Origin of the sequence: Methylocella sp. CPCC 101449 (assembly GCF_031921685.1) — a bacterium.
GTDB lineage: Bacteria > Pseudomonadota > Alphaproteobacteria > Rhizobiales > Beijerinckiaceae > Terripilifer.
Genome location: NZ_JAPDHU010000001.1, coordinates 685,314 through 704,162, shown reverse-complemented (window position 1 = coordinate 704,162; position 18,849 = coordinate 685,314). Strand labels below are relative to the sequence as shown.

Genomic DNA, 18,849 nt, shown 5'->3' with positions numbered 1-18,849 from the left:
AGTGTCCCCACTTAACATCTCAATACCAATTAAAAGAACGGGACGGCGAAATGAGTGTGGCGGTCAAACCGAAGGTTGAGGAATTGCTCCCGCGGAGCCTGGTGCGGCAACGCGCCGAAGCCGCCGCCACCGTCGCGCGGGAATTTGCCGACGATGTCGACCGCAACAGTCGCTTCCCCACCGAAGCCCTCGCCGTGATTAAGGAAGGCCGCCTGCTCAGCCTGATGATCCCGGTCGAGCTTGGCGGTGAAGGCGCGTCGACCGCCGAGATCGCCAATGTGTGCAGCATTCTTGGCCAGGCCTGTTCGTCGACGGCGATGGTTTTCGCCATGCATCAGATCAAGACGTCGAGCCTCGTCACCCACGGGCAGGGCTCGCCCTGGCATCGCGGCTTTATGCAGCAGATCGCCGACAAGCAATTGCTGCTTGCCTCCGCCACCACCGAAGGCGGTGTCGGCGGCGACATGCGCAGCAGCATCTGTGCTTTCGAGGATGACACGGATGCCGCGTCCTTCCGTCTGCACAAGGAAGCCAACGTCATTTCCTATGGCAAGACGGCCGATGCCATCCTGATCACCGCACGCCGCAATGCCGAGGCGCCGAGCTCAGATCAGTTGATGGCCGTGGTGCAGAAGCATCAATATGTGCTCGAGCCGACCATTGCCTGGGACACGTTGGGCATGCGCGGCACCTGTTCGGAAGGTTTTCGTTTTTCCGCCCGCGCGCCGCGTGAACAGATCCTCGACAAGCCTTTTGGCGAGATCGCCGCGCAATCCATGCTGGCCATGGCGCATATTCTGTGGAGCGGCGTCTGGTACGGCATAGCGTCCGATGCGGTGGCGCGGGCGCGCGCCTGCGTGCGCGCCGATGCGCGCAAACATCCCGGCGCGACGCCGACGGCAGCGCGGCGATTGACCCAGACCGTGGGTGCCTTGCAAGCCATGAAAGCCGATGTGCTTGACGGCTTGCGCCGGTTTGAAGCGGCCAAGGCCGACGAAGCGGAACTGTCGTCGGTGGCTTTCGCGGTCGCCATGAACAATCTCAAGGTGACGACCTCGACGGCGGTCGCCGATATCGTGCGGCAGGCTATGCTGGTCGCCGGCATTGCCGGCTATCGCAACGATGGCGCCCATAGCGTCGGTCGTCACATGCGCGATGCTTTGTCGGCCGCCGTCATGGTCAACAACGATCGCATCCTCAGCAATGTCGAAAAACTGATGCCGATCAGCCGCAACGAAAGCGGCCTTCTCGGCTAGAGGTATAAGATGGCCGCCGTCATTCCCGGTCTTAACGCCTATAACTATGTGCCGCATGCGATGCATCGCGGCGAGCGCGATTGGCCGGAAACCAATTGCTACGCCGATCTGTGGATTGAGGTTCTGGCGGCGCTCGGCCATGCGCCGGAAGCCCTTATGGGGTTCACCCTGACGCAGGATTTCGAGGGCGATCAGTTCACCTTCTTCAAGCCGCCGCTCGAAGCGGTCGAGGCGCTCTATGGCCTCGCGACTTTCGAACTCTCGATGTTCGATACCTGCGAGAAACATATTCTGGAGCAGAACAGCCGTGGCCGCCTGGTGATGATGGAGGTCGACGGTTTCTTCCTGCCCGATACGCGCGGCGTCACTTATCGCAGCGGCCACAGCAAGACGACGATCGGCATCAATGAAATCGATCCGGCCGCGCGCCGTCTCACCTATTTCCACAATGCCACTTATGGCGCTTTGTCGGGTGAGGATTATGACGGCATCATGCAATCGGGCGGTCGCACGCTCGATGGCAATGCGATGCTGATGCCCTATACCGAATTCGTGAAACTGCCGGCGAGCCGGCGGCCCTTGGACGTGGCCGTGGTGCTCGATTGGCTGCGACGTTATCTGGCGCGCCGGCCGGCGAGTAATCCGCTGCGCCAATATGAAGCCCGGTTCGAGGCGCAGGTCGCCGATCTGTTCGATCGGCCGCAGGATTATTTCCACCTCTATGCCTTCAACACGTTGCGCCAATGCGGCGCCAATTTCGAACTGCTGGCCGGCCATCTCGATTGGCTCGGGGCAGAGGCGAAAATCGACTTCGCTGAAGCGGTCGTGCATGCGCGCGCCATTTCCAGCGGCATGAAGGCGTTGCAGTTTCAGGTGGCACGTGCCGTTGCCCGCCGCCGCCCAGGTGGCCTCGCCCAGCCCGTCGCGGCACTCGCCGAACATTACGATCAACTGATGGAAATGATCGACCGGGCCATGGTCCGTCGATCGGCGGCAGCGTGAATCCGGCTTTCGGCATTGGCATAGGTACGGGCGATGCCGAGCGCATCGATCCCGCCTGGTCTTTCATGTTGACCGTGCCCGATGCCTGTGCAGAGGCAACTGCGGCCTTGCAGCAGAAAGGCTGGACGCCGCTGCCGGCTCTGGCACCGGCGCAAGCTGCGATGCGCGATCTCCATCTGTCCTTGCCCGAGGGCGTGGCCTCCTTGCACGACTGCGACGCCTGGTATGCGGCGACATTGGTCGGCAATGGCGATGTGCGCCTCGTTTTCGAAGGGCTCGCCACTTTTGCCGACATCTGGCTCGACGATGTGAAACTCGCGTCGTCGGCCAATATGTTCCGACCGGTCGAATGCGCGCTCACCCTGAACGGGCATCATCGTCTGGCCTTTGTCTGCCGCAGCCTGTCGCGCCGCTTGAGCCAGGTCGAAGGCAAGCGGGCGCGCTGGCGTGTCGCGATGATTCCGGAACAGAAGCTGCGGTTCGTGCGCACAAGTCTGCTCGGTCATATGCCTGGCTGGTGCCCGGCCGTGGCGATCAGCGGTCCCTGGCGGCCGGTGCATATTCTGCCGGCCCGCATTCCCCATTTGAGCGATCTCTCCATCCAGACCTCGCTCGTGGGTGACGTCGGGCGTCTCAGTGTCAGTTTCGATGCGGCGAGTGTCGCAGCCGAGACGATCGCCTGGACCTGCGCCGGCCAGAGCGCGCAAGCCGAATTGCGCGACGGACGCTGGTTGCTGGACATGGCGATCGGCGGCATCGCGCCCTGGTGGCCGCACAGTCACGGCACGCCGCAGCTCTATCCGCTCGACATCGAAATCGATGGCACCAGCCATACAGTCATGCAGATTGGCTTCCGCAGTTTCGAAATCGATCGTGGCACTGATGGCCGCGATTTCCGTTTCATCGTCAACGGCACGCCGGTCTTCGCCCGTGGCGTATGCTGGTCGCCGCCCGATATCGTCGGCTTTCCCGTTGCGCGCGAGGTCTATGCGCGCGAACTCACCCTGGCGCGCGATGCCGGCATCAATCTTATCCGCGTCTGCGGCACCACGGTCTATGAACCGCGCGTGTTCCACGATCTGGCCGATGAACTTGGCATCATGATCTGGCAGGACGCCATGCTCGCCAATTTCGACTATCCGGTCGGCGATGCGCATTTCCGCGCCGAATTGCGCCTGGAAACCGAAGCCTTTCTCACCGCGCGGCAGGGCTCGCCGTCGCTCGTCGTCTATGGCGGCGGCAGCGAGATTTTGCAGCAGGCCGCCATGCTCGGCCTGCCGCCCGAGCGCTGGAGCAATGATTTCATCGACGGCGAATTGGCCGAGATCGTTGCGGCATGCCGTCCCGATGTCGCTTATGTTCTGAATTCGCCGTCCGGCGGTGAACTGCCCTTTGTCGTCGATCAAGGCGTCGGCCATTATTACGGCGTCGGCGCCTATCGCCGGCCGCTGGAAGATGCCCGCCGCGCCGATGTCGCCTTTGCCGGTGAATGTCTGGCCTTCGCCAATCTGCCCTCGCAGGCGCGGCTGGCGAAGCGACGGCTCGATGCGGCAACGCCCTTGGAACAGTGGAAGGCCTTGGTGCCGCGTGATCGCGGCGCCGATTGGGATTTCGAGGACATTCGCCATCACTACATGGCCTTGCTCTACGGCGCCGATCCGCAGCACCTCAAGGCTCAAGATTTCGATCGCTATGTCGCGATGGGGCAGGCGGCGGTTGCCGAAGTGATGCAGGCAGTGTTCGCCGAATGGCGTCGGCCCGGTTCACGCACGGCAGGCGGCCTGGTGCTGATGTGGAAGGACCTCGCGCCGTCTTTCGGCTGGGGCGTCGTCGATCATTCGGGCGAACCGAAGTCCGGCTATTATGCGTTGAAGCGCGCCTTCGCGCCGGTGCAATTGATCGTCAGCGATGAAGGCGTCAACGGTTTGCATCTGCACGTGGTCAACGAAACCGATCAGCCTGTCGATATTCTGCTGACCTTGGACTGCCTGACCGATGGCCAGCGCCGCGTCGCTTCCGGCGAGCAATCCATGGTCGTCCCGGCGCAAGGCCAATGTTCCGTTGCGGCGACTACTTTACTCGGCGCCTTTTTCGACACGACCTATGTCTATCGCTTTGGGCCGCCGGCGCATGATGCCAATGTGGTCCGGCTGATCGACAAGAGCGGCGACGCGCTTTTGCAGGAGGCGGTGCATTTCCCCTTGGGGCGTGGCGATGCGCGTCATGATCTCGGCCTGCGGGCTGAAATCCTGCGCGAAGCCGGCGACGTTTATCTCAAGCTCGCCACGGATCGTCTGGCGCAGACGGTGGCCATCGAAGTGGCAGGTTTCCTGCCGCAAGACAATTATTTCCACCTCGCGCCCGGGCGCGACTATCTCGTCGCTTTGCAGTCTGTCGCCAGCGTCAGCGAGGCAAAAGGCACCGTGTCGGCTTTGAACGGCATCGGGAAAATCAGCTTCTAGCGACGACTCAGATCTTCACCTGCGCGCCGAGTTCGACGACGCGGTCGGAGGGAATCGAGAAGAAGTCCGTCGCATTGGCCGATTGTTTCGACAGAGCGATGAACAGCCGGTCCTGCCAGATCGGCATGCCCGACGTCGGCGATTCCTTCAGCGTGCGCCGGCCGAGGAAAAACGACGTCGTCATGATGTCGAACTTCAAGCCGCTCTTGCGCATCAGGGCCATGGCGGCGGGCACGCGCGGGCTTTCCATGAAGCCATAGTGCAGGCGGATCTTGGTGAAATCGTCGGAGAGCTTTTCGATCTCGTAGCGATATTCGCGCGGCACGCGCGGAATATTCTCGGTCTGCACCGAGACGAGGAAGACGCGCTCGTGCAGAACCTTGTTGTGTTTGAGATTATGCATGAGCGCCGACGGCGCGCTATCGACATCCTGCGTCAGAAAGATCGCCGTGCCCGGCACGCGGATCGGCTTCGATTTCTCCAGCATGCGGATCAGATCGCGCGTCGGAATGGCATCGCGCCGCGTTTTGCTTTCCAGGAAATGCGTGCCGCGCAGCCACGTCCACATGGTCAGCACCATGACGCCGCCGATCAGCACCGGCACATAGCCGCCGTCCATCAGCTTCAGGATGTTGGAGGCGAAGAAAGCGAATTCCACGATCAGGAACACCGAGGCGAACAGGATCGAACCGGCGAGCGGCCAGCGCCACAAATGCCAGGCGACGAAGAAGATCAGGCAGGAATCGACGATCATCGAGGCGGTGACGGCGATGCCGTAGGCCGAGGCCAGCGCGCTCGAAGTGCGGAAGATTAGCACCAGCAGCACGACGCCGACGAGCAGGATGCGATTGACACGCGGAATGTAGATCTGGCCTTCCTGCGTGTCCGACGTGTGCTGGATTTCCAGACGCGGCAGCAGGCCGAGCTGGATCGCCTGCCGGGCCAGCGAATAGGCGCCGGTGATGGTCGCCTGGCTCGCGATGACGGTGGCGGCCGTCGCCAGCACCACCAGCGGCAGCAGCGCCCAGTCTGGCGCCAGCAGGAAGAACGGATTTTCGATCGCCTTCGGATTGTCGAGGATCAAGGCACCTTGGCCGAGATAATTCAGCACCAGCGCCGGCAGCACGAAGCAGATCCACGCCAGCTGGATCGGCTTGCGGCCGAAATGACCCATATCGGCGTAGAGCGCCTCGGCGCCGGTAACGGCGAGGAAGACGCTGCCCATCACCACGAAGCTGATGATGCCATGGCTAAACAGAAAGGACAGGGCATTGAGCGGGTTGAAGGCGTGGAGAATGCGCGGCGCGTCGCCGATATGCATCAGGCCGAGCACAGCGATGCAGACGAACCAGACCAGCATGATCGGGCTGAACCAGCGCGCGATGCCGGCCGTGCCTTTGCTCTGCACGAGAAAGAGCGTGATCAGAATGACCAGCGCGATCAACGTGACGTAATGTTCGAGATGCGGCGTCACCAGCTTGACGCCTTCGACCGCCGAAAGCACGGAGATCGCCGGCGTAATGATGGCATCGCCGGTGAATAAAGCGGCACCGACGATGCCGAGAACGAAAATCGCACCGGATCGTCGCCCGGTGACTTTTTGCGCCAAGGCCATCAAGGCGAGCGTGCCGCCTTCGCCTTTATTGTCGGCGCGCATGACGAAGATCACATATTTGATCGTGACGATCAGGAAGAGCGCCCAGATGAGCAGCGAGACGACGCCGATGACGTCCCGTTCGCTGACCGCGCCATGGCTGCTGGCATGCACGAGCGATTCACGCAGCGCATAAAGCGGGCTGGTGCCGATGTCGCCATAGACGACACCCACCGAGCCGAAGGCCATCGCCAACAAGCTGTTGGAACCATGCGATTGCGCGTCCTGGTGGCCGCCGGGGGCGGTCGGCTGTAACGCATCTTGGCCCGGCGTCATTCGGTAGCCTTGTCAAACAAACGAAACGCGCAGGTCTGGCGCAGTCCCCATAGAAGCCCGCGATATACTCTTTTCCGCAGACGGAAACAAATCCCGCCCGGAACATTCCGAAAACCGCCGTGGGAACATCCTTTTAGGATTAATCTTGCTCGCCGGCGGGCGGGCTGGCACACAGCGACCGTGGGTCTATCGGGTTCCGCTGACAAGGTTCGATTGAATTGGCTGGAATGGATTTTGCGTTGCCGATCGACGAGGTGTCCGGCGCGCTTTGCGACGCATTGATGACGCATGTGCGCGCTGTGCTGGTGGCACCGCCCGGCGCCGGCAAGACCACGCGCGTTCCCTTGTTGCTTGCCGAACAGTCCTGGGCGGCGGGCGGCCGCATTGTCGTGTTGGAGCCACGCCGGCTGGCGGCGCGTGCCGCGGCGGCGCGCATGGCGCAAACTTTGGGCGAAGCCGTCGGCGCCACGGTCGGCCTGCGCGTGCGTATGGAATCACGCGTCAGCGCGGCGACGCGTATCGAGATCGTGACGGAAGGCGTGTTCGCGCGCATGATTCTCGACGATCCGTCGTTGGACGGCATCGCGGCGGTGGTTTTCGACGAATTTCACGAGCGTTCGCTCGATGCCGATTTGGGATTGGCCTTGGCGCTCGATGCGCAGGCCGGCCTGCGCGAAGATCTCCGCATTCTCGTCATGTCGGCGACGCTCGACGGCGCGCGCGTCGCCGGCTTGCTCGACGATGCGCCTGTCATCACCAGCGAAGGCCGCGCCTTTCCCATCGTCACCCGATATGTCGGTCGTGATCCCAGAGCGCGCATCGAAGATGAAGTGGTGCGGGTGATCGATCAGGCGCTGCATGCCGATAGCGGCTCGCTGCTGGTGTTTCTGCCGGGCCAAGGCGAGATCACGCGCACGGCCGAGCGGCTGAAGGAACGCATTCATGATGCGACGATCGATATCGCGCCCTTGTTCGGCGCGATGGATCGCAAGGCGCAGGATCTTGCCGTATCGCCCTCGGTGCCGGGCCGTCGCAAGATCGTGCTCGCCACCTCCATCGCCGAGACGTCGCTGACCATCGATGGCGTGCGCGTCGTCATCGACAGTGGCCTGGCACGCGTGCCGCGCTTCGAGCCCGATCTCGGCCTCACCCGTCTGGAAACGGTGCGTGTGTCGCGCGCCGCCGCCGATCAGCGGCGCGGTCGTGCCGGCCGCACGGAACCGGGCATCTGTTATCGACTGTGGGAAGAAGCGGCCACCGGCGCTTTGCAGCCGTTCGCGCCGCCGGAAATCCTCAGCGCCGATCTGTCGTCTCTGGTGCTCGATCTCGCACAATGGGGCGCCCGCGATCCCATGCAATTGCGCTGGCTTGATCCGCCCCCTGCCGCCGCGCTCACCGAAGCGCGAACCCTGCTGCGGGCGCTCGGCGCGCTTGATGAAGATGGCGCGATCACGCCAGAGGGCCGGCGCATTCGCAGTCTTCCTTTGCCGCCGCGCTTGGCGCGCATGGTGCTGGAAGCGGCCCGCACTGGGGCCGCGCGGCTGGCGGCTGATATTGCCGCCGTGATCGTCGAACGAGGTGTCGGTGGCGATGGCGTCGATCTGACCGAGCGGGTGGAACGGTTGCGCCGCGATCGCGCGGGCCGCGCGCAGGATGCGCGCCGTCTGGCGCGCGGCTGGGCCGATCAGGCGCAGGCTTTCTTTCCCGCCATGGAAACGATTGATGATGTCAGCCATGTCGGCCGCTGGGTGGCTGTGGCCTTTCCCGATCGTGTCGCGCGGGCCCGTGGCAAGCTCGGCGAATTCGTCATGGTCAACGGCCGTGCCGCCGCCTGCGAGGCGCATGATGCCCTGGCGCGCGAAACGTATCTGGCCATTGCCGAAATTTCCGGTCGCGCTGGTGCTTCACGTATTCTCGCCGCCGCGCTCATCACGCTGGAGGACATCGAGAGCCTGATGGGCGATCGCATCGAGACGCGCGACGAAATCAGTTTCGATCGCGCTTCCGCCAGCGTGCGGGCACGCCGCATGCGCCGTCTCGGCGCCGTCGCCTTGAACGAACAGCCGCGCAGCATCGAGGGTGCGGAAAGTGCCATGGTTCTGGCCAACGGTCTGGCCGCGCTCGGCATCGATCGTCTGCCCTGGAGCAAGGCGCAAAAGCAATTGCGCGATCGTGTCCTGTTCCTGCGTCGCGCCGAAGGCGATGTTTGGCCCGATCTCTCGGATGCGGCTTTGGCTGCATCGGCCGAAACATGGTTGGCACCGTTCATCGAAGGCCGCGCGTCCTTATCCGCCATCACGGCGGATGATCTCGACTCCGCGCTGCAAGCGCTCCTGCCATGGGACATGCGCCGCCGTCTCGATATCGAAGCGCCGACTCATTTCGAAGCGCCGACCGGCTCGCACATCGCCGTCGACTATGAAGCCGAGGGCGGACCTGTTTTAGCTGTGCGCGTGCAGGAACTGTTCGGCCTGTCGCAACATCCTTCTCTTGCCGGCGGGCGCGTGCCGTTGACCTTGCATCTGCTCTCACCTGCGCATCGGCCAATCCAGATCACCCGCGATCTGCCGGGCTTCTGGAAGGGCTCCTGGGCGGCGGTGAAATCGGAAATGAAGGGGCGCTATCCCCGTCACGTCTGGCCGGACGATCCCGCCAATGCGACGGCCACCACGCGCGCCAAACCGCGCGGCACATAAAAAGCCCGGCTGTGCGAACAGCCGGGCGTGATGCAAGTCTTGAAACCGATCTTGAAACCGAAAGATCAGGCGGTCGCGAACAGGCCGCAGGTATCGACCACCGTCTGGCCGTCGCGCGGCCGGAAGACGCGGAACGCCTTGTGCGAGACCAGCGCGACGACGAGGTCGGCCTTGGCCGCCTCGGCGAGATCGTTGGTCACTTTGAACGCCGGCCGCTTCTTGCCCGCGAGCAGCGCGGAGGCGAACGGATCGATCGCGATCACCTTGTCGCCGAGCTTGGCATGCAGCGCTTCGGTGATTTCGAAGGCCGGGCTTTCGCGGAAGTCGTCCACGTCGGCTTTGTAGCTCAAACCGAGGCAGGCCACCGTGCCGCCGCCATTCTCAGCATACGCTTCGAGGATCTGGTTCAGCACATAATGCGCCTTGTTGTCGTTGACCTGGCGGGCCGTGCGGATGAGCGGCGCGCGTTCCGGCATGCTCTCCCACAGGAACCACGGATCGACCGGAATGCAGTGACCGCCGACGCCGGGGCCGGGGGTGAGGATGTTGACGCGCGGATGGCAGTTCGCCAGCTCGATGACTTCCTTGGTGTTCACGCCGAGACCGGCGAACAGCATCGAAAGCTCGTTGGCGAAAGCGATGTTGACGTCACGGAACGAATTCTCGGTGAGCTTCACGGCTTCGGCGACCTTGGCCGAGGTGAGATGCACCTTGCCGTTGACGAAGGAGCGATAGAGCGCGGCCGCCTTGTCGGCGCAGCGCGGCGTCATGCCACCGATCACCCGGTCGTTCTCGACGAGTTCGGTGATCATGCGCCCGGGGATGACACGCTCCGGGCAATAGGCAATGGCGACGTCCGATGTGTCGCCGGCCTGATGCGGGAAGCTCAGGTCGTTGCGCAGGCGGGCCAGCGTCTCGGAGACACGGTCGCAGGTGCCGATCGGCGAGGTCGATTCGACGATGACGAGATCGCCGGATTTGAGATGCGGGGCGATGCTCTCGGCCGCTTCCAGCACGTAGGAGAGGTCGCACACCTTGTTGCCCTGGCCATCGGGAACCGACGGGGTCGGCACGCAGATCATGAAAATGTCGGCCGGAGCGACATTGACCGAGGCGGAGAGGTTGCCGTTCTCGACGGCGGTGTTCACCAGCGCGTCAAGGCCAAGCTCATGGAAATGGCAGCGGCCGTCGTTGATGGTGGCCACGGTGCCGCGATTGATGTCGACGCCGCGCACGTTGAAACCGCGCGAAGCGACGAGGGTTGCCGTCGGCAGGCCGATATAGCCGAGTCCGATGATGCAAACGTTCTGAAACCAAGAATTTGTGGCATAAGTGAAAGGAACGAAATCGCGAATCGCCTGCTTCGGAAAATTCATGACGGCCTCGGTGTTCGTCCGCCTTAGGTGGCGGAGCTTGGGATCACCGTTGCACAGGCCATTCCACGAAAAATCGGCTTATTTTTCTTAATTTGAAGCAATCTTACGCCTTGATGGGCGGAATAGCTCAAATCGTCTGGAATTTTCAGGACAGGATGTGCCGGTTCGGCACAGGGCAGGGCGCACAGTCGTGCTGCCTCGGGACGGCGGAAGGCCGCGCCAAGTCGGCAGCAAATTCCGTGCCTCGACGCAGGAAATTCTTAACCATGCACGCCCCGATCGACCCACCATGCGGTTCAGCGCCCATGAAAAAGCTTCTCGGTGGGGTCGGCAGGATCGTGGTTGACCGGAGAATCTGGAGGCTTCCTAATGGTCATCCGCCGTAATATGAGAACAGCGCGGAAAAAATCCGTGCAAGAGCACATATCCGGCCCGTGCATATCCAAAGGATAGGAAATGACCCAACGTAAGCCTTATATCGTCGGCATCGGCGGCACGACCCGCACGGGCTCGTCTTCCGAGCAAGCGCTGGCGCTGGCCTTGTCTTATGCCCGCGAGAAGGGCGCCGAAACCAAGATGTACGGCGGTAACGACCTTCTTCTGCCGATGTACGATCCCGATCCCGGCACGATGACCGATGCCGGCCGTCGCCTGATCGACGATTTGCGCAAGGCCGACGGCATCATCCTGTGCTCCCCCTGCTATCACGGCGGCGTCTCCGGCCTCGTCAAGAATGCCATTGATTACACGGAAGAAATGAACAAGGACGCGCGCGTCTATTTCGATGGCCGGGCGATCGGTTCCATTGGTGTCGGCTTCGGCTATCAGGGCCCGACAGCGGTGCTGTCGCAACTGCGCCAGATCGGCCACGCGCTGCGCGGTTGGAATGTGCCGCTCGGCGTCTCGATCAATTCGGCGGTGGTCAAGTTCAAGGACGGCCAGTGTTCCGAACCGGCGATCGCTGGCCAGATCCAGATCATGGCGGGCCAGGTGGTGCAGCAGGCCGGCAAGATGATGGCGTAAAGCAAATCGCGTTTCGTCAGAAGCGCGATTTTGCAGGGTTGCTCCGGACGGACCTCTAGGGAAATCGCAGCAAAACCCCGCCGAAGTCGTCAAGCCGTCAGCAGCGCGCCGCATTTTTGCCCGGAACCCCACCGAATTTGCACGGGTCTTTACGATCATCGGGGTGTTGATCATGGGTGCGGCGCGGTCCCAGATACAGTCGCAAGCGCGAGCCGAAGTGCAATCCTTGTCGGCCTTCGAGGCGACCTTGCCGCTCGTCTTCACGGCGGTGGCGATCGCTGTCCTTGGTTGGGGCGCCAATCTCTATGGCAAATTGCATCCGGCACCGGCGGTCGAGCCGACGCAGATGTCCAGCACCATGTCGAAGCGCCAGGAAGAGAAACTGGCGGCCGACATGTCCGCCTTCGCCTTGACCAAGGTGGCGCCGGAGCGACTGGTCAGCGAAGCGACCCGCGAGGTTTTCGACGGGCCGTCCCTGCCGCCGCTGAAGCTCGCCAATGCAACGCCGGTGCCCCGCGCCGAGCTGAAGGCGCCAAGGAAGCTCGATAGCAAGCTTGATAAGCAGCACAGCAAGGTGGCGAGTGTTCTGCCGCCGCCGCGCCCGGCCCTGACCCGGCCGCATGTCGCTTCGGCGGCGCCGCTGGCGGTGAACGAAGCGGCTGGCGTGCCGCAACGCGGCGTCGTCTCGCGCGTCGCCGAATATGTGCCCTCGCCGCGTCAGATGTTCGATGGCGTCTGGTCGCTGGGTGGCACGGTGAGCGGGCAGGTCGCTAAATATATTCCGCGCATTTAACAAATCCCGCGCGTTTATTGCGGTTTTCTGTCGTCCGTTGCGATTCCATTCGCATCAGAATCATGTAGGGATGATCTGATCAAATAAACGGACGGACCATTGGCGACCCACAACGAGATCGGGGACTATCGCGAGATTTTGCTTTTTCTCGTGACAGCGGGCGTTGTCGTCCCGTTGTTCCGCCGATTGCGTATATCGCCGGTGCTGGGCTTCATTTGCGCCGGCTTGTTGCTCGGTCCTTATGGCCTCGGCCGCTTCGCTTCCGTGCATCCGTGGATCGCGGCGATCAGCCTGTCCGACATCGAAGGGCTCGCCAAGGTTTCCGAACTCGGCGTCACCTTCCTCTTGTTCATGATCGGCCTCGAACTGTCGTTCGAGCGTCTCAACCGCATGCGCAAACTGGTCTTCGGCCTGGGTGCCTTGCAGGTGTTCATCTCGGCGGTGGCGATCGCGCTGGTCGCGATCTGGCTCGGCCAGCCGGCACCGGCGGCGATCATCATTGGTGGCGCGCTGGCGCTGTCGTCCACCGCCATCATCGTGCCCGTCATCGCCGAGCGCAAACGGCTGAACACGGCGAGCGGCCGTGCCACCTTCTCGATCCTGCTGTTCCAGGATCTGATGGTCGCGCCACTCCTGTTCCTGGTGGCGATGCTCGATCCGCGCACCAACATGGGCTTCGGCATGGGGCTGCTGACGGCGCTGCTGCCGGCCATGGCGGCGCTCGCGGTCATCGTCGGCGTCGGCCGCCTGATCCTGCGCCCGCTGTTCCATCTGGTGGCGGCGACACGCTCGACCGAATTCTTCATGGCCGCCTGTCTGCTGGTCGTTCTGGGCACCGGCGTCGCCACCGCCACTGGCGGCCTGTCCATGTCGCTGGGCGCTTTCATCGCCGGCCTCCTGCTGGCGGAAACCGAATTCCGCCGCGAAGTGGAAGTGACGATCGAGCCGTTCAAGGGCCTGCTGCTCGGCCTGTTTTTCGTCTCGGTCGGTGCCGGCCTCGATCTGTCCTATGTCGTGCGCCAGCCGGCCGAAACGCTCGGCCTCGCCGTCGCGCTCTTCGCCGGCAAAGCGGTGCTACTCTATGGCATTGCCCGCCTCGTCGGGCTCGCCAGCCCGGTGGCGCGGGAAACCGCTTTGTTGATCGGCCCGGGTGGTGAATTCGCCTTCGTCATGCTGACCGCCGCCGTGGCCGAGGGCGCCGTGGCGGCGGTGACGGGCGCGCAGGTGATGGTGGCCGTCACTTTGTCGATGATCGCCATTCCGTTCATCGCGTCACTGACGTTCAAATGGGCGCCCGTGCGGCCGGAAGTGAAAGTGCCCGACGAATTTTCCGCGCCGGTCGATGTGGTGGCGGGTCAGGTGATCATCGTCGGCTATGGCCGCGTCGGCACGCTCGTCGGCGATATGCTGGTGCGCCACAAGATTCCCTTCATCGCCATTGATGACGATATCCGCCTCGTGCAACGCGAGCGCGAGCGCAATCCCAACATGCAGATCTATTGGGGCGACGCGACGCGGGCCGAGCTGTTGAAGAAATGCGGTGTCGGCAGCGCCCGCGGCATCGTCGTGACGATGGATTCCCCCAAAGCCGTCGAACTGGTCGTCGAAGCCGCGCATCGCGAACAGCCGGAACTGACCATCGTGGCGCGCGCCCGCGACGCCAACCACGCCACCCATCTCTATGAGATCGGTGCCACCGACGCGGTGCCCGAAACGATCGAAGCAAGCCTGCAACTGGCCGAAGCCGTGCTCGTCGATATGGGCGTGCCGATGGGCTATGTCATCGCCTCGATCCACGACAAGCGTGACGAATACCGCTCCCTGCTGCAACCCAAGACGGAAGGCGCGCGCCAACGCCGCGCCATCCGCATGTCGACGCGCGTCAAGGCGATGGGCCGGCCCAAGGCCGAGAAGACTGAGAAGAGCGAATAGCAGGTTGTTGCAAACCTCGGTGTCATCCCGGACACGCGTAGCGTGATCCGGGATCCAGGGGCGAGCGGTAGAATGTTCGATCGCGCCCGCATCTTCTTGCGAGCATCAAGACGAGCAGCATGCGCTTGTGGCCCCTGGATCCCGGATCGCTTGCTGCGCAAGCGTCCGGGATGACACCGAGGTCCTTCAACAGCCCGTCAGCGGCCTTTCAACGCCGCTTCGCGAATCTTCGTCAAAGTCGTTGCCGGCGTAATGGCGTCGCGATCGATCTTCACATGCACGATCGCCGGTTTACCCGCTGCAAGCGCGCGCTCGAAGGCCGGCGCGAATTCCTCCGTCTTCACCACGCTCTCGCCATGGCCGCCATAAGCGCGTGCCAGCGCCGCGAAGTCAGGCGAATTGAGCAGGGTCGCGGAGACACGGCCGGGATATTCCCGCTCCTGATGCATGCGGATCGTGCCGTACATGCCGTTGTCGATGACCACGACGACGATCGGTAGATCATATTGCACGGCGGTGGCGAATTCCTGGCCGTTCATCAGGAAACAGCCGTCGCCGGCGAAACTGACCACCATGCGCTCGGGATGCAGCCGCTTCGCGCCGACCGCCGCCGGCAGGCCATAGCCCATTGAGCCCGACACCGGCGCCAGCAGGCCGTCGAATTGGCGGATGCGCAGATAGCGGCCGAGCCAGGTGGTGTAATTGCCGGCGCCATTGGTGACGATGGCATCGGCGGGCAGACGCTGGCGCAGCCACAGCATGATTTGGTTGAGCTGCACGTCGCCGGGGATTGGCGTATCGAGTCCGGAGAAGGCGAGATAATCGGCCCGCCCCGCCTTGGTTTCGGCGCTCCAGGGATGCGTCTGCGGCGGCGACAGCGTGCCGAGCGCTGCGCAAAAACCCTGCGGCGTGGCGTTGATCGCCAATGTGGGCTGATAGACGCGGCCAAGCTCAGCGGCATCCGCATGCACATGCACCAGCCGTTGGCGCGGCACAGGCACGTCGAGCAGCGTATAGGCTTGCGACGGCACTTCGGCGAGCCGCCCGCCGATCAACAGAACGAGATCGGCCCTCTGCACCCGCTTCACCAGCGCCGGATTGGCGCCCAGGCTCAGCTCGCCGGCATAATTGGCATGTTCGCCGTTAAACAGCATGGTGCGGCGAAACGAGGCCGCGACCGGCAGATCGAAGGCCTCGGCGAAAGCGCGGAATTGCGCACAAGCCTCGGGCGACCAGCCGCTGCCGCCGAGAATGGCGATCGGTCGCTTGGCTTGCGCCAGCAGTTCCGTGAGCCGTGCCAGATCATGGGTGCCGGGCGCGGCTTGCGCCGCTTCGACGCGCAAGGCGTCGGCAACACTGGCTGTTTCGACCAGCATGTCTTCCGGCAGCGAGATCACCACCGGGCCGGGCCGTCCTTGCAAAGCGACGTGAAAGGCGCGCGCCACCACTTCGGGAATGCGCTGCGGGTCGTCAATCTCCGTGACCCATTTCACTGTGGAGGCGAAATAGCGCTCATAGTCCATTTCTTGAAAGGCGCCGCGCCCGCGCATGCCGCGCTCCACCTGGCCGATGAACATGATCAGCGGCACGGAATCGTGTTCGGCGATATGGATCGCATGGGCGCCATTGGTGGCGCCGGGGCCGCGTGTCACGAAGACGATGCCGGGCCGGCCCGTCAGCCGCGCGCTGGCATCGGCCATCATGCCGGCGCCCGCTTCCTGACGACAGACGGTAATGTTGATCTTGGCGTCGTGGAAGGCATCGAGCACGGCGAGATAGGATTCGCCCGGCACACAGAAGACGTGCTCGACGCCCTGAATGGTCAGTTGATCGACGAGGATCTGCGCGCCCGTGCGGGCATTAGTCGGCGCGGTGGTCATCGGCTAACCTCCCCAGGCCTTGTCGGTCAGCACGTCTTGCGTGTGTTCGCCCAGCGCCGGCACCGGGCGTTCAGCCGCCGCCGGCTGACCGTCGATGACGATGGCCGAGCGCACGCCCGGCGTCGTGCCGCCCTTGGCGCGCGGATTGGGCTGATCGATGCGCATGCCGCGCGCAATCACCTGCGGATCGTCGAAAACATCGACCACCGTGTTGATCGGCCCGGCCGGCACATGCGCTACTTCCAGCTTCGCCAGCAGATCGCTGCGCTTAAATTTGCGCGTCAGATCGTTGAGAAGCGCCGTCAGCTCGGCCCGCCGTGTGACGCGGTCCTTGTTGACGAGAAAGCGCGGATCGGTAGCCAGTTCCGGTGCGCCGAGGATGTCGCATAATTTGCGATACTGGCCGTCATTGCCGGTGGCGATAATGACATTGCCGTCGGCCACCGGATAGACGTCGTAAGGCACGAGATTGGGATGGCCATTGCCCATGCGGCCGCCGACCTTGCCGGACGCGAAATAATTCAGCGCTTGATAGCCAAGCACGGCCACTTGTGAATCGAGCAGAGCGCAATCGATGTAAGCGCCTTCACCGGTTTCGCTGCGCCGGATCAGAGCCGCCTGCACCGCATTGGCCGCATAGAGGCCGGTGAACACGTCGGCGATGGCGACGGCGGATTTTAGCGGCGGGCCATCGGGCTCGCCGGTCATATGCATGACGCCGCCCATGCCCTGAATCAGAAAGTCATAGCCGGCACGCGGCGCATAGGGGCCGGTCTGGCCGAAGCCGGTGATCGAACAATAGACGAGGCGCGGATTGATCGCCTTCAGGCTCTCGTAATCGAGACCATATTTCTTCAGGCCGCCGAATTTGAAATTCTCGATGACGACATCGGCATGTTGCGCCAGCCGGCGCACCAAAGCCTGTCCTTCCGGCGTTTCGAAATCCGCCTCGATGCTGCGCTTGCCACGGTTGCAGCCGTAGAAATAGGCGGCGGCCAGCGGATCGCCGTTCACGTCTTCGATGAAGGGCGGGCCCCATTGGCGCGTATCGTCGCCGGCGCCGCTGCGCTCCACTTTCACCACGTCGGCGCCGAGATCGGCAAGCAATTGGCCACACCAGGGACCGGCGAGAATGCGCGCAAGTTCAAGCACACGGACGGAGGCAAGCGGAGCGGTCATGGGTCTCCAGAAGGTAGCAAACGAGGGTTCTGTCTATAGCACCGGTGGATCGGCCGATCTAACGCCGACTAATAGGATTTCGGCAACCCCAGCACTTTCTCGGCGATGAAACTCAGTGCGAGCTGCGGGCTGACAGGCGCGATGCGCGGGATCATCACTTCGCGCAGATAGCGTTCGACATGAAACTCCTTGGCATAGCCGAAGCCGCCATGGGTCATCACCGCCTGTTCGCAGGCCTGGAATCCCGCTTCGCCGGCGAAATATTTCGCCGCATTCGCTGCCGCGCCGCAGGGCAGCCGCTGGTCGTAGTGCCAGGCGGCCGACAGCACCATCAGCCACGCCGCTTCCAGTTCGACCCAGTTTTTCGCCAGGGGATGCTGGATGGCCTGATTCTGGCCGATGGGCCGATTGAAGACGACGCGGCTCTTGGCATAGTCGGTGGCGCGCGACAGAGCGAGCTTGCCGAGGCCCACGGCCTCGGCCGCGATCAGGATCCGTTCGGGATTCATGCCCTCAAGAATATATTTGAAGCCCAGCCCCTCTTCGCCGATGCGATCCTCCATTGGGATTTCGAAATCCTCGAAGAACAATTCGTTCGAGTCGACGCTCTTGCGGCCCATCTTCTCGATTTCATGCACCTTGATCTGCTGACGATTGAAATCGGTATAGAACAGGCTGAGACCTTCGGTCGGCCGTTTGACGTCTTCCAGGGGCGTGGTGCGCGCCAGAAGCAGAATTTTATGCGCCACTTGCGCCGTCGATATCCAGACCTTTTGGCCGTTGACGACATAGCGGTCGTTCTTGGCGATGGCGCGCGTCTTGAGTTGCGTGGTGTTGAGCCCGGTATTGGGTTCCGTCACGGCGAAGCAGGCCTTCTCGTGGCCGGCGATCATCGGCGGCAGCATGCGTTGGCGCTGTTCCTCCGTGCCGAACGCGACGACGGGGTTGAGACCGAACACATTGATATGCACGGCGGATGCGCCCGACATGCCGGCCCCCGATTCCGCGATGGTGCGCATCATCACGGCTGCCTCGGTGATGCCAAGGCCTGATCCGCCATAGGCTTCCGGCACGCAAATGCCGAGCCATCCACCCTCCGCCAAAGCCTGATAGAAGTCGTGTGGAAAGCCGCCCTCGCGATCCTGCTTCAGCCAATAGGCATCGTCGAAATCCGCGCAAATGCGGGCGATCGCATCCTGGATGTGCTCTTGTTGATCGGTCAGCGCGAAGTCCATGGACGCCCTCTCGCAACGACGGTCTGAGCCGTCTTGGTTTCCACCAAGCCAAGCGGATATCGCACCGCCAAGGCAAGCGGATTTC

The 18,849-nt window shown here is 63.1% G+C and carries 12 protein-coding genes; 7 read left to right on the top strand and 5 right to left on the bottom strand.

Annotation, left to right across the window (positions count from 1 at the left end; translation table 11 throughout):
• The first annotated feature begins 50 nt into the window (after nt 1-50).
• From OIM99_RS03160 to OIM99_RS03150, 3 genes are read left to right on the top strand one after another with little or no spacing between them, the layout of a single operon-like run.
• Complete coding sequence (locus OIM99_RS03160) at nt 51-1,256, top strand: acyl-CoA dehydrogenase family protein (protein WP_311848857.1); 1,206 nt, start codon at nt 51-53, stop codon at nt 1,254-1,256.
• A 9-nt stretch (nt 1,257-1,265) separates the two neighbouring features.
• Entirely contained in the window at nt 1,266-2,258 is a 993-nt protein-coding gene (locus tag OIM99_RS03155; protein ID WP_311848856.1) for a DUF1839 family protein, read from the top strand.
• On the top strand, nt 2,255-4,720 hold the full coding sequence (locus tag OIM99_RS03150; protein ID WP_311848855.1) for a glycosyl hydrolase 2 galactose-binding domain-containing protein: 2,466 nt from the start codon (nt 2,255-2,257) through the stop codon (nt 4,718-4,720). The genes OIM99_RS03155 and OIM99_RS03150 overlap by 4 nt, the downstream gene beginning before the upstream one ends.
• Before the next feature lie 7 nt (nt 4,721-4,727).
• Here the strand turns inward: OIM99_RS03150 and OIM99_RS03145 are convergent, their stop codons facing one another.
• Nucleotides 4,728-6,650, bottom strand: coding sequence for a potassium transporter Kup (locus OIM99_RS03145; protein WP_409371461.1), 1,923 nt, complete (start codon nt 6,648-6,650; stop codon nt 4,728-4,730).
• 227 nt (nt 6,651-6,877) lie between these two features.
• Here OIM99_RS03145 and hrpB point away from each other — a divergent pair, with 227 nt between their 5' ends.
• Entirely contained in the window at nt 6,878-9,346 is a 2,469-nt protein-coding gene (gene hrpB / locus OIM99_RS03140) for an ATP-dependent helicase HrpB (protein WP_311848854.1), read from the top strand.
• Between the two features lie 65 nt (nt 9,347-9,411).
• Here the strand turns inward: hrpB and wecC are convergent, their stop codons facing one another.
• Nucleotides 9,412-10,722, bottom strand: coding sequence for a UDP-N-acetyl-D-mannosamine dehydrogenase (gene wecC, locus OIM99_RS03135; RefSeq protein ID WP_311848853.1), 1,311 nt, complete (start codon nt 10,720-10,722; stop codon nt 9,412-9,414).
• 456 nt (nt 10,723-11,178) lie between these two features.
• Here wecC and OIM99_RS03130 point away from each other — a divergent pair, with 456 nt between their 5' ends.
• From OIM99_RS03130 to OIM99_RS03120, 3 genes are all read left to right on the top strand, one after another.
• Nucleotides 11,179-11,745: an NAD(P)H-dependent oxidoreductase gene (locus OIM99_RS03130; protein WP_311848852.1), complete on the top strand. Its 567-nt coding sequence runs from the start codon at nt 11,179-11,181 to the stop codon at nt 11,743-11,745.
• A 217-nt stretch (nt 11,746-11,962) separates the two neighbouring features.
• Nucleotides 11,963-12,538: a hypothetical protein gene (locus OIM99_RS03125; protein ID WP_311848851.1), complete on the top strand. Its 576-nt coding sequence runs from the start codon at nt 11,963-11,965 to the stop codon at nt 12,536-12,538.
• Between the two features lie 99 nt (nt 12,539-12,637).
• Nucleotides 12,638-14,470 (top strand): cation:proton antiporter, encoded by a 1,833-nt coding sequence (locus OIM99_RS03120; protein WP_311848850.1) that lies wholly within the window; start codon nt 12,638-12,640, stop codon nt 14,468-14,470.
• Between the two features lie 197 nt (nt 14,471-14,667).
• Here the strand turns inward: OIM99_RS03120 and OIM99_RS03115 are convergent, their stop codons facing one another.
• The 3 genes from OIM99_RS03115 to OIM99_RS03105 form a co-directional block, all read right to left on the bottom strand.
• Complete coding sequence (locus OIM99_RS03115; protein ID WP_311848849.1) at nt 14,668-16,350, bottom strand: thiamine pyrophosphate-binding protein; 1,683 nt, start codon at nt 16,348-16,350, stop codon at nt 14,668-14,670.
• 3 nt (nt 16,351-16,353) lie between these two features.
• On the bottom strand, nt 16,354-17,529 hold the full coding sequence (locus tag OIM99_RS03110; protein ID WP_311848848.1) for a CaiB/BaiF CoA-transferase family protein: 1,176 nt from the start codon (nt 17,527-17,529) through the stop codon (nt 16,354-16,356).
• Between the two features lie 68 nt (nt 17,530-17,597).
• The gene (locus tag OIM99_RS03105; RefSeq protein ID WP_311848847.1) at nt 17,598-18,764 is read right to left on the bottom strand and encodes an acyl-CoA dehydrogenase family protein; all 1,167 of its coding nucleotides are present in this window, start codon (nt 18,762-18,764) and stop codon (nt 17,598-17,600) included.
• Between the last annotated feature and the right edge of the window lie 85 nt (nt 18,765-18,849).

Excerpts from the sequence above, each read along its gene's own strand:
- OIM99_RS03110 (WP_311848848.1), bottom strand. The coding sequence starts at position 17,529 with ATGACCGCTCCGCTTGCCTCCGTCCGTGTGCTTGAACTTGCGCGCATT.
- OIM99_RS03105 (WP_311848847.1), bottom strand. The coding sequence starts at position 18,764 with ATGGACTTCGCGCTGACCGATCAACAAGAGCACATCCAGGATGCGATC.
- OIM99_RS03155 (WP_311848856.1), top strand. The coding sequence starts at position 1,266 with ATGGCCGCCGTCATTCCCGGTCTTAACGCCTATAACTATGTGCCGCAT.
- hrpB (WP_311848854.1), top strand. The coding sequence starts at position 6,878 with ATGGATTTTGCGTTGCCGATCGACGAGGTGTCCGGCGCGCTTTGCGAC.
- wecC (WP_311848853.1), bottom strand. The coding sequence starts at position 10,722 with ATGAATTTTCCGAAGCAGGCGATTCGCGATTTCGTTCCTTTCACTTAT.
- OIM99_RS03130 (WP_311848852.1), top strand. The coding sequence starts at position 11,179 with ATGACCCAACGTAAGCCTTATATCGTCGGCATCGGCGGCACGACCCGC.
- OIM99_RS03115 (WP_311848849.1), bottom strand. The coding sequence starts at position 16,350 with ATGACCACCGCGCCGACTAATGCCCGCACGGGCGCGCAGATCCTCGTC.
- OIM99_RS03160 (WP_311848857.1), top strand. The coding sequence starts at position 51 with ATGAGTGTGGCGGTCAAACCGAAGGTTGAGGAATTGCTCCCGCGGAGC.
- OIM99_RS03145 (WP_409371461.1), bottom strand. The coding sequence starts at position 6,650 with ATGACGCCGGGCCAAGATGCGTTACAGCCGACCGCCCCCGGCGGCCAC.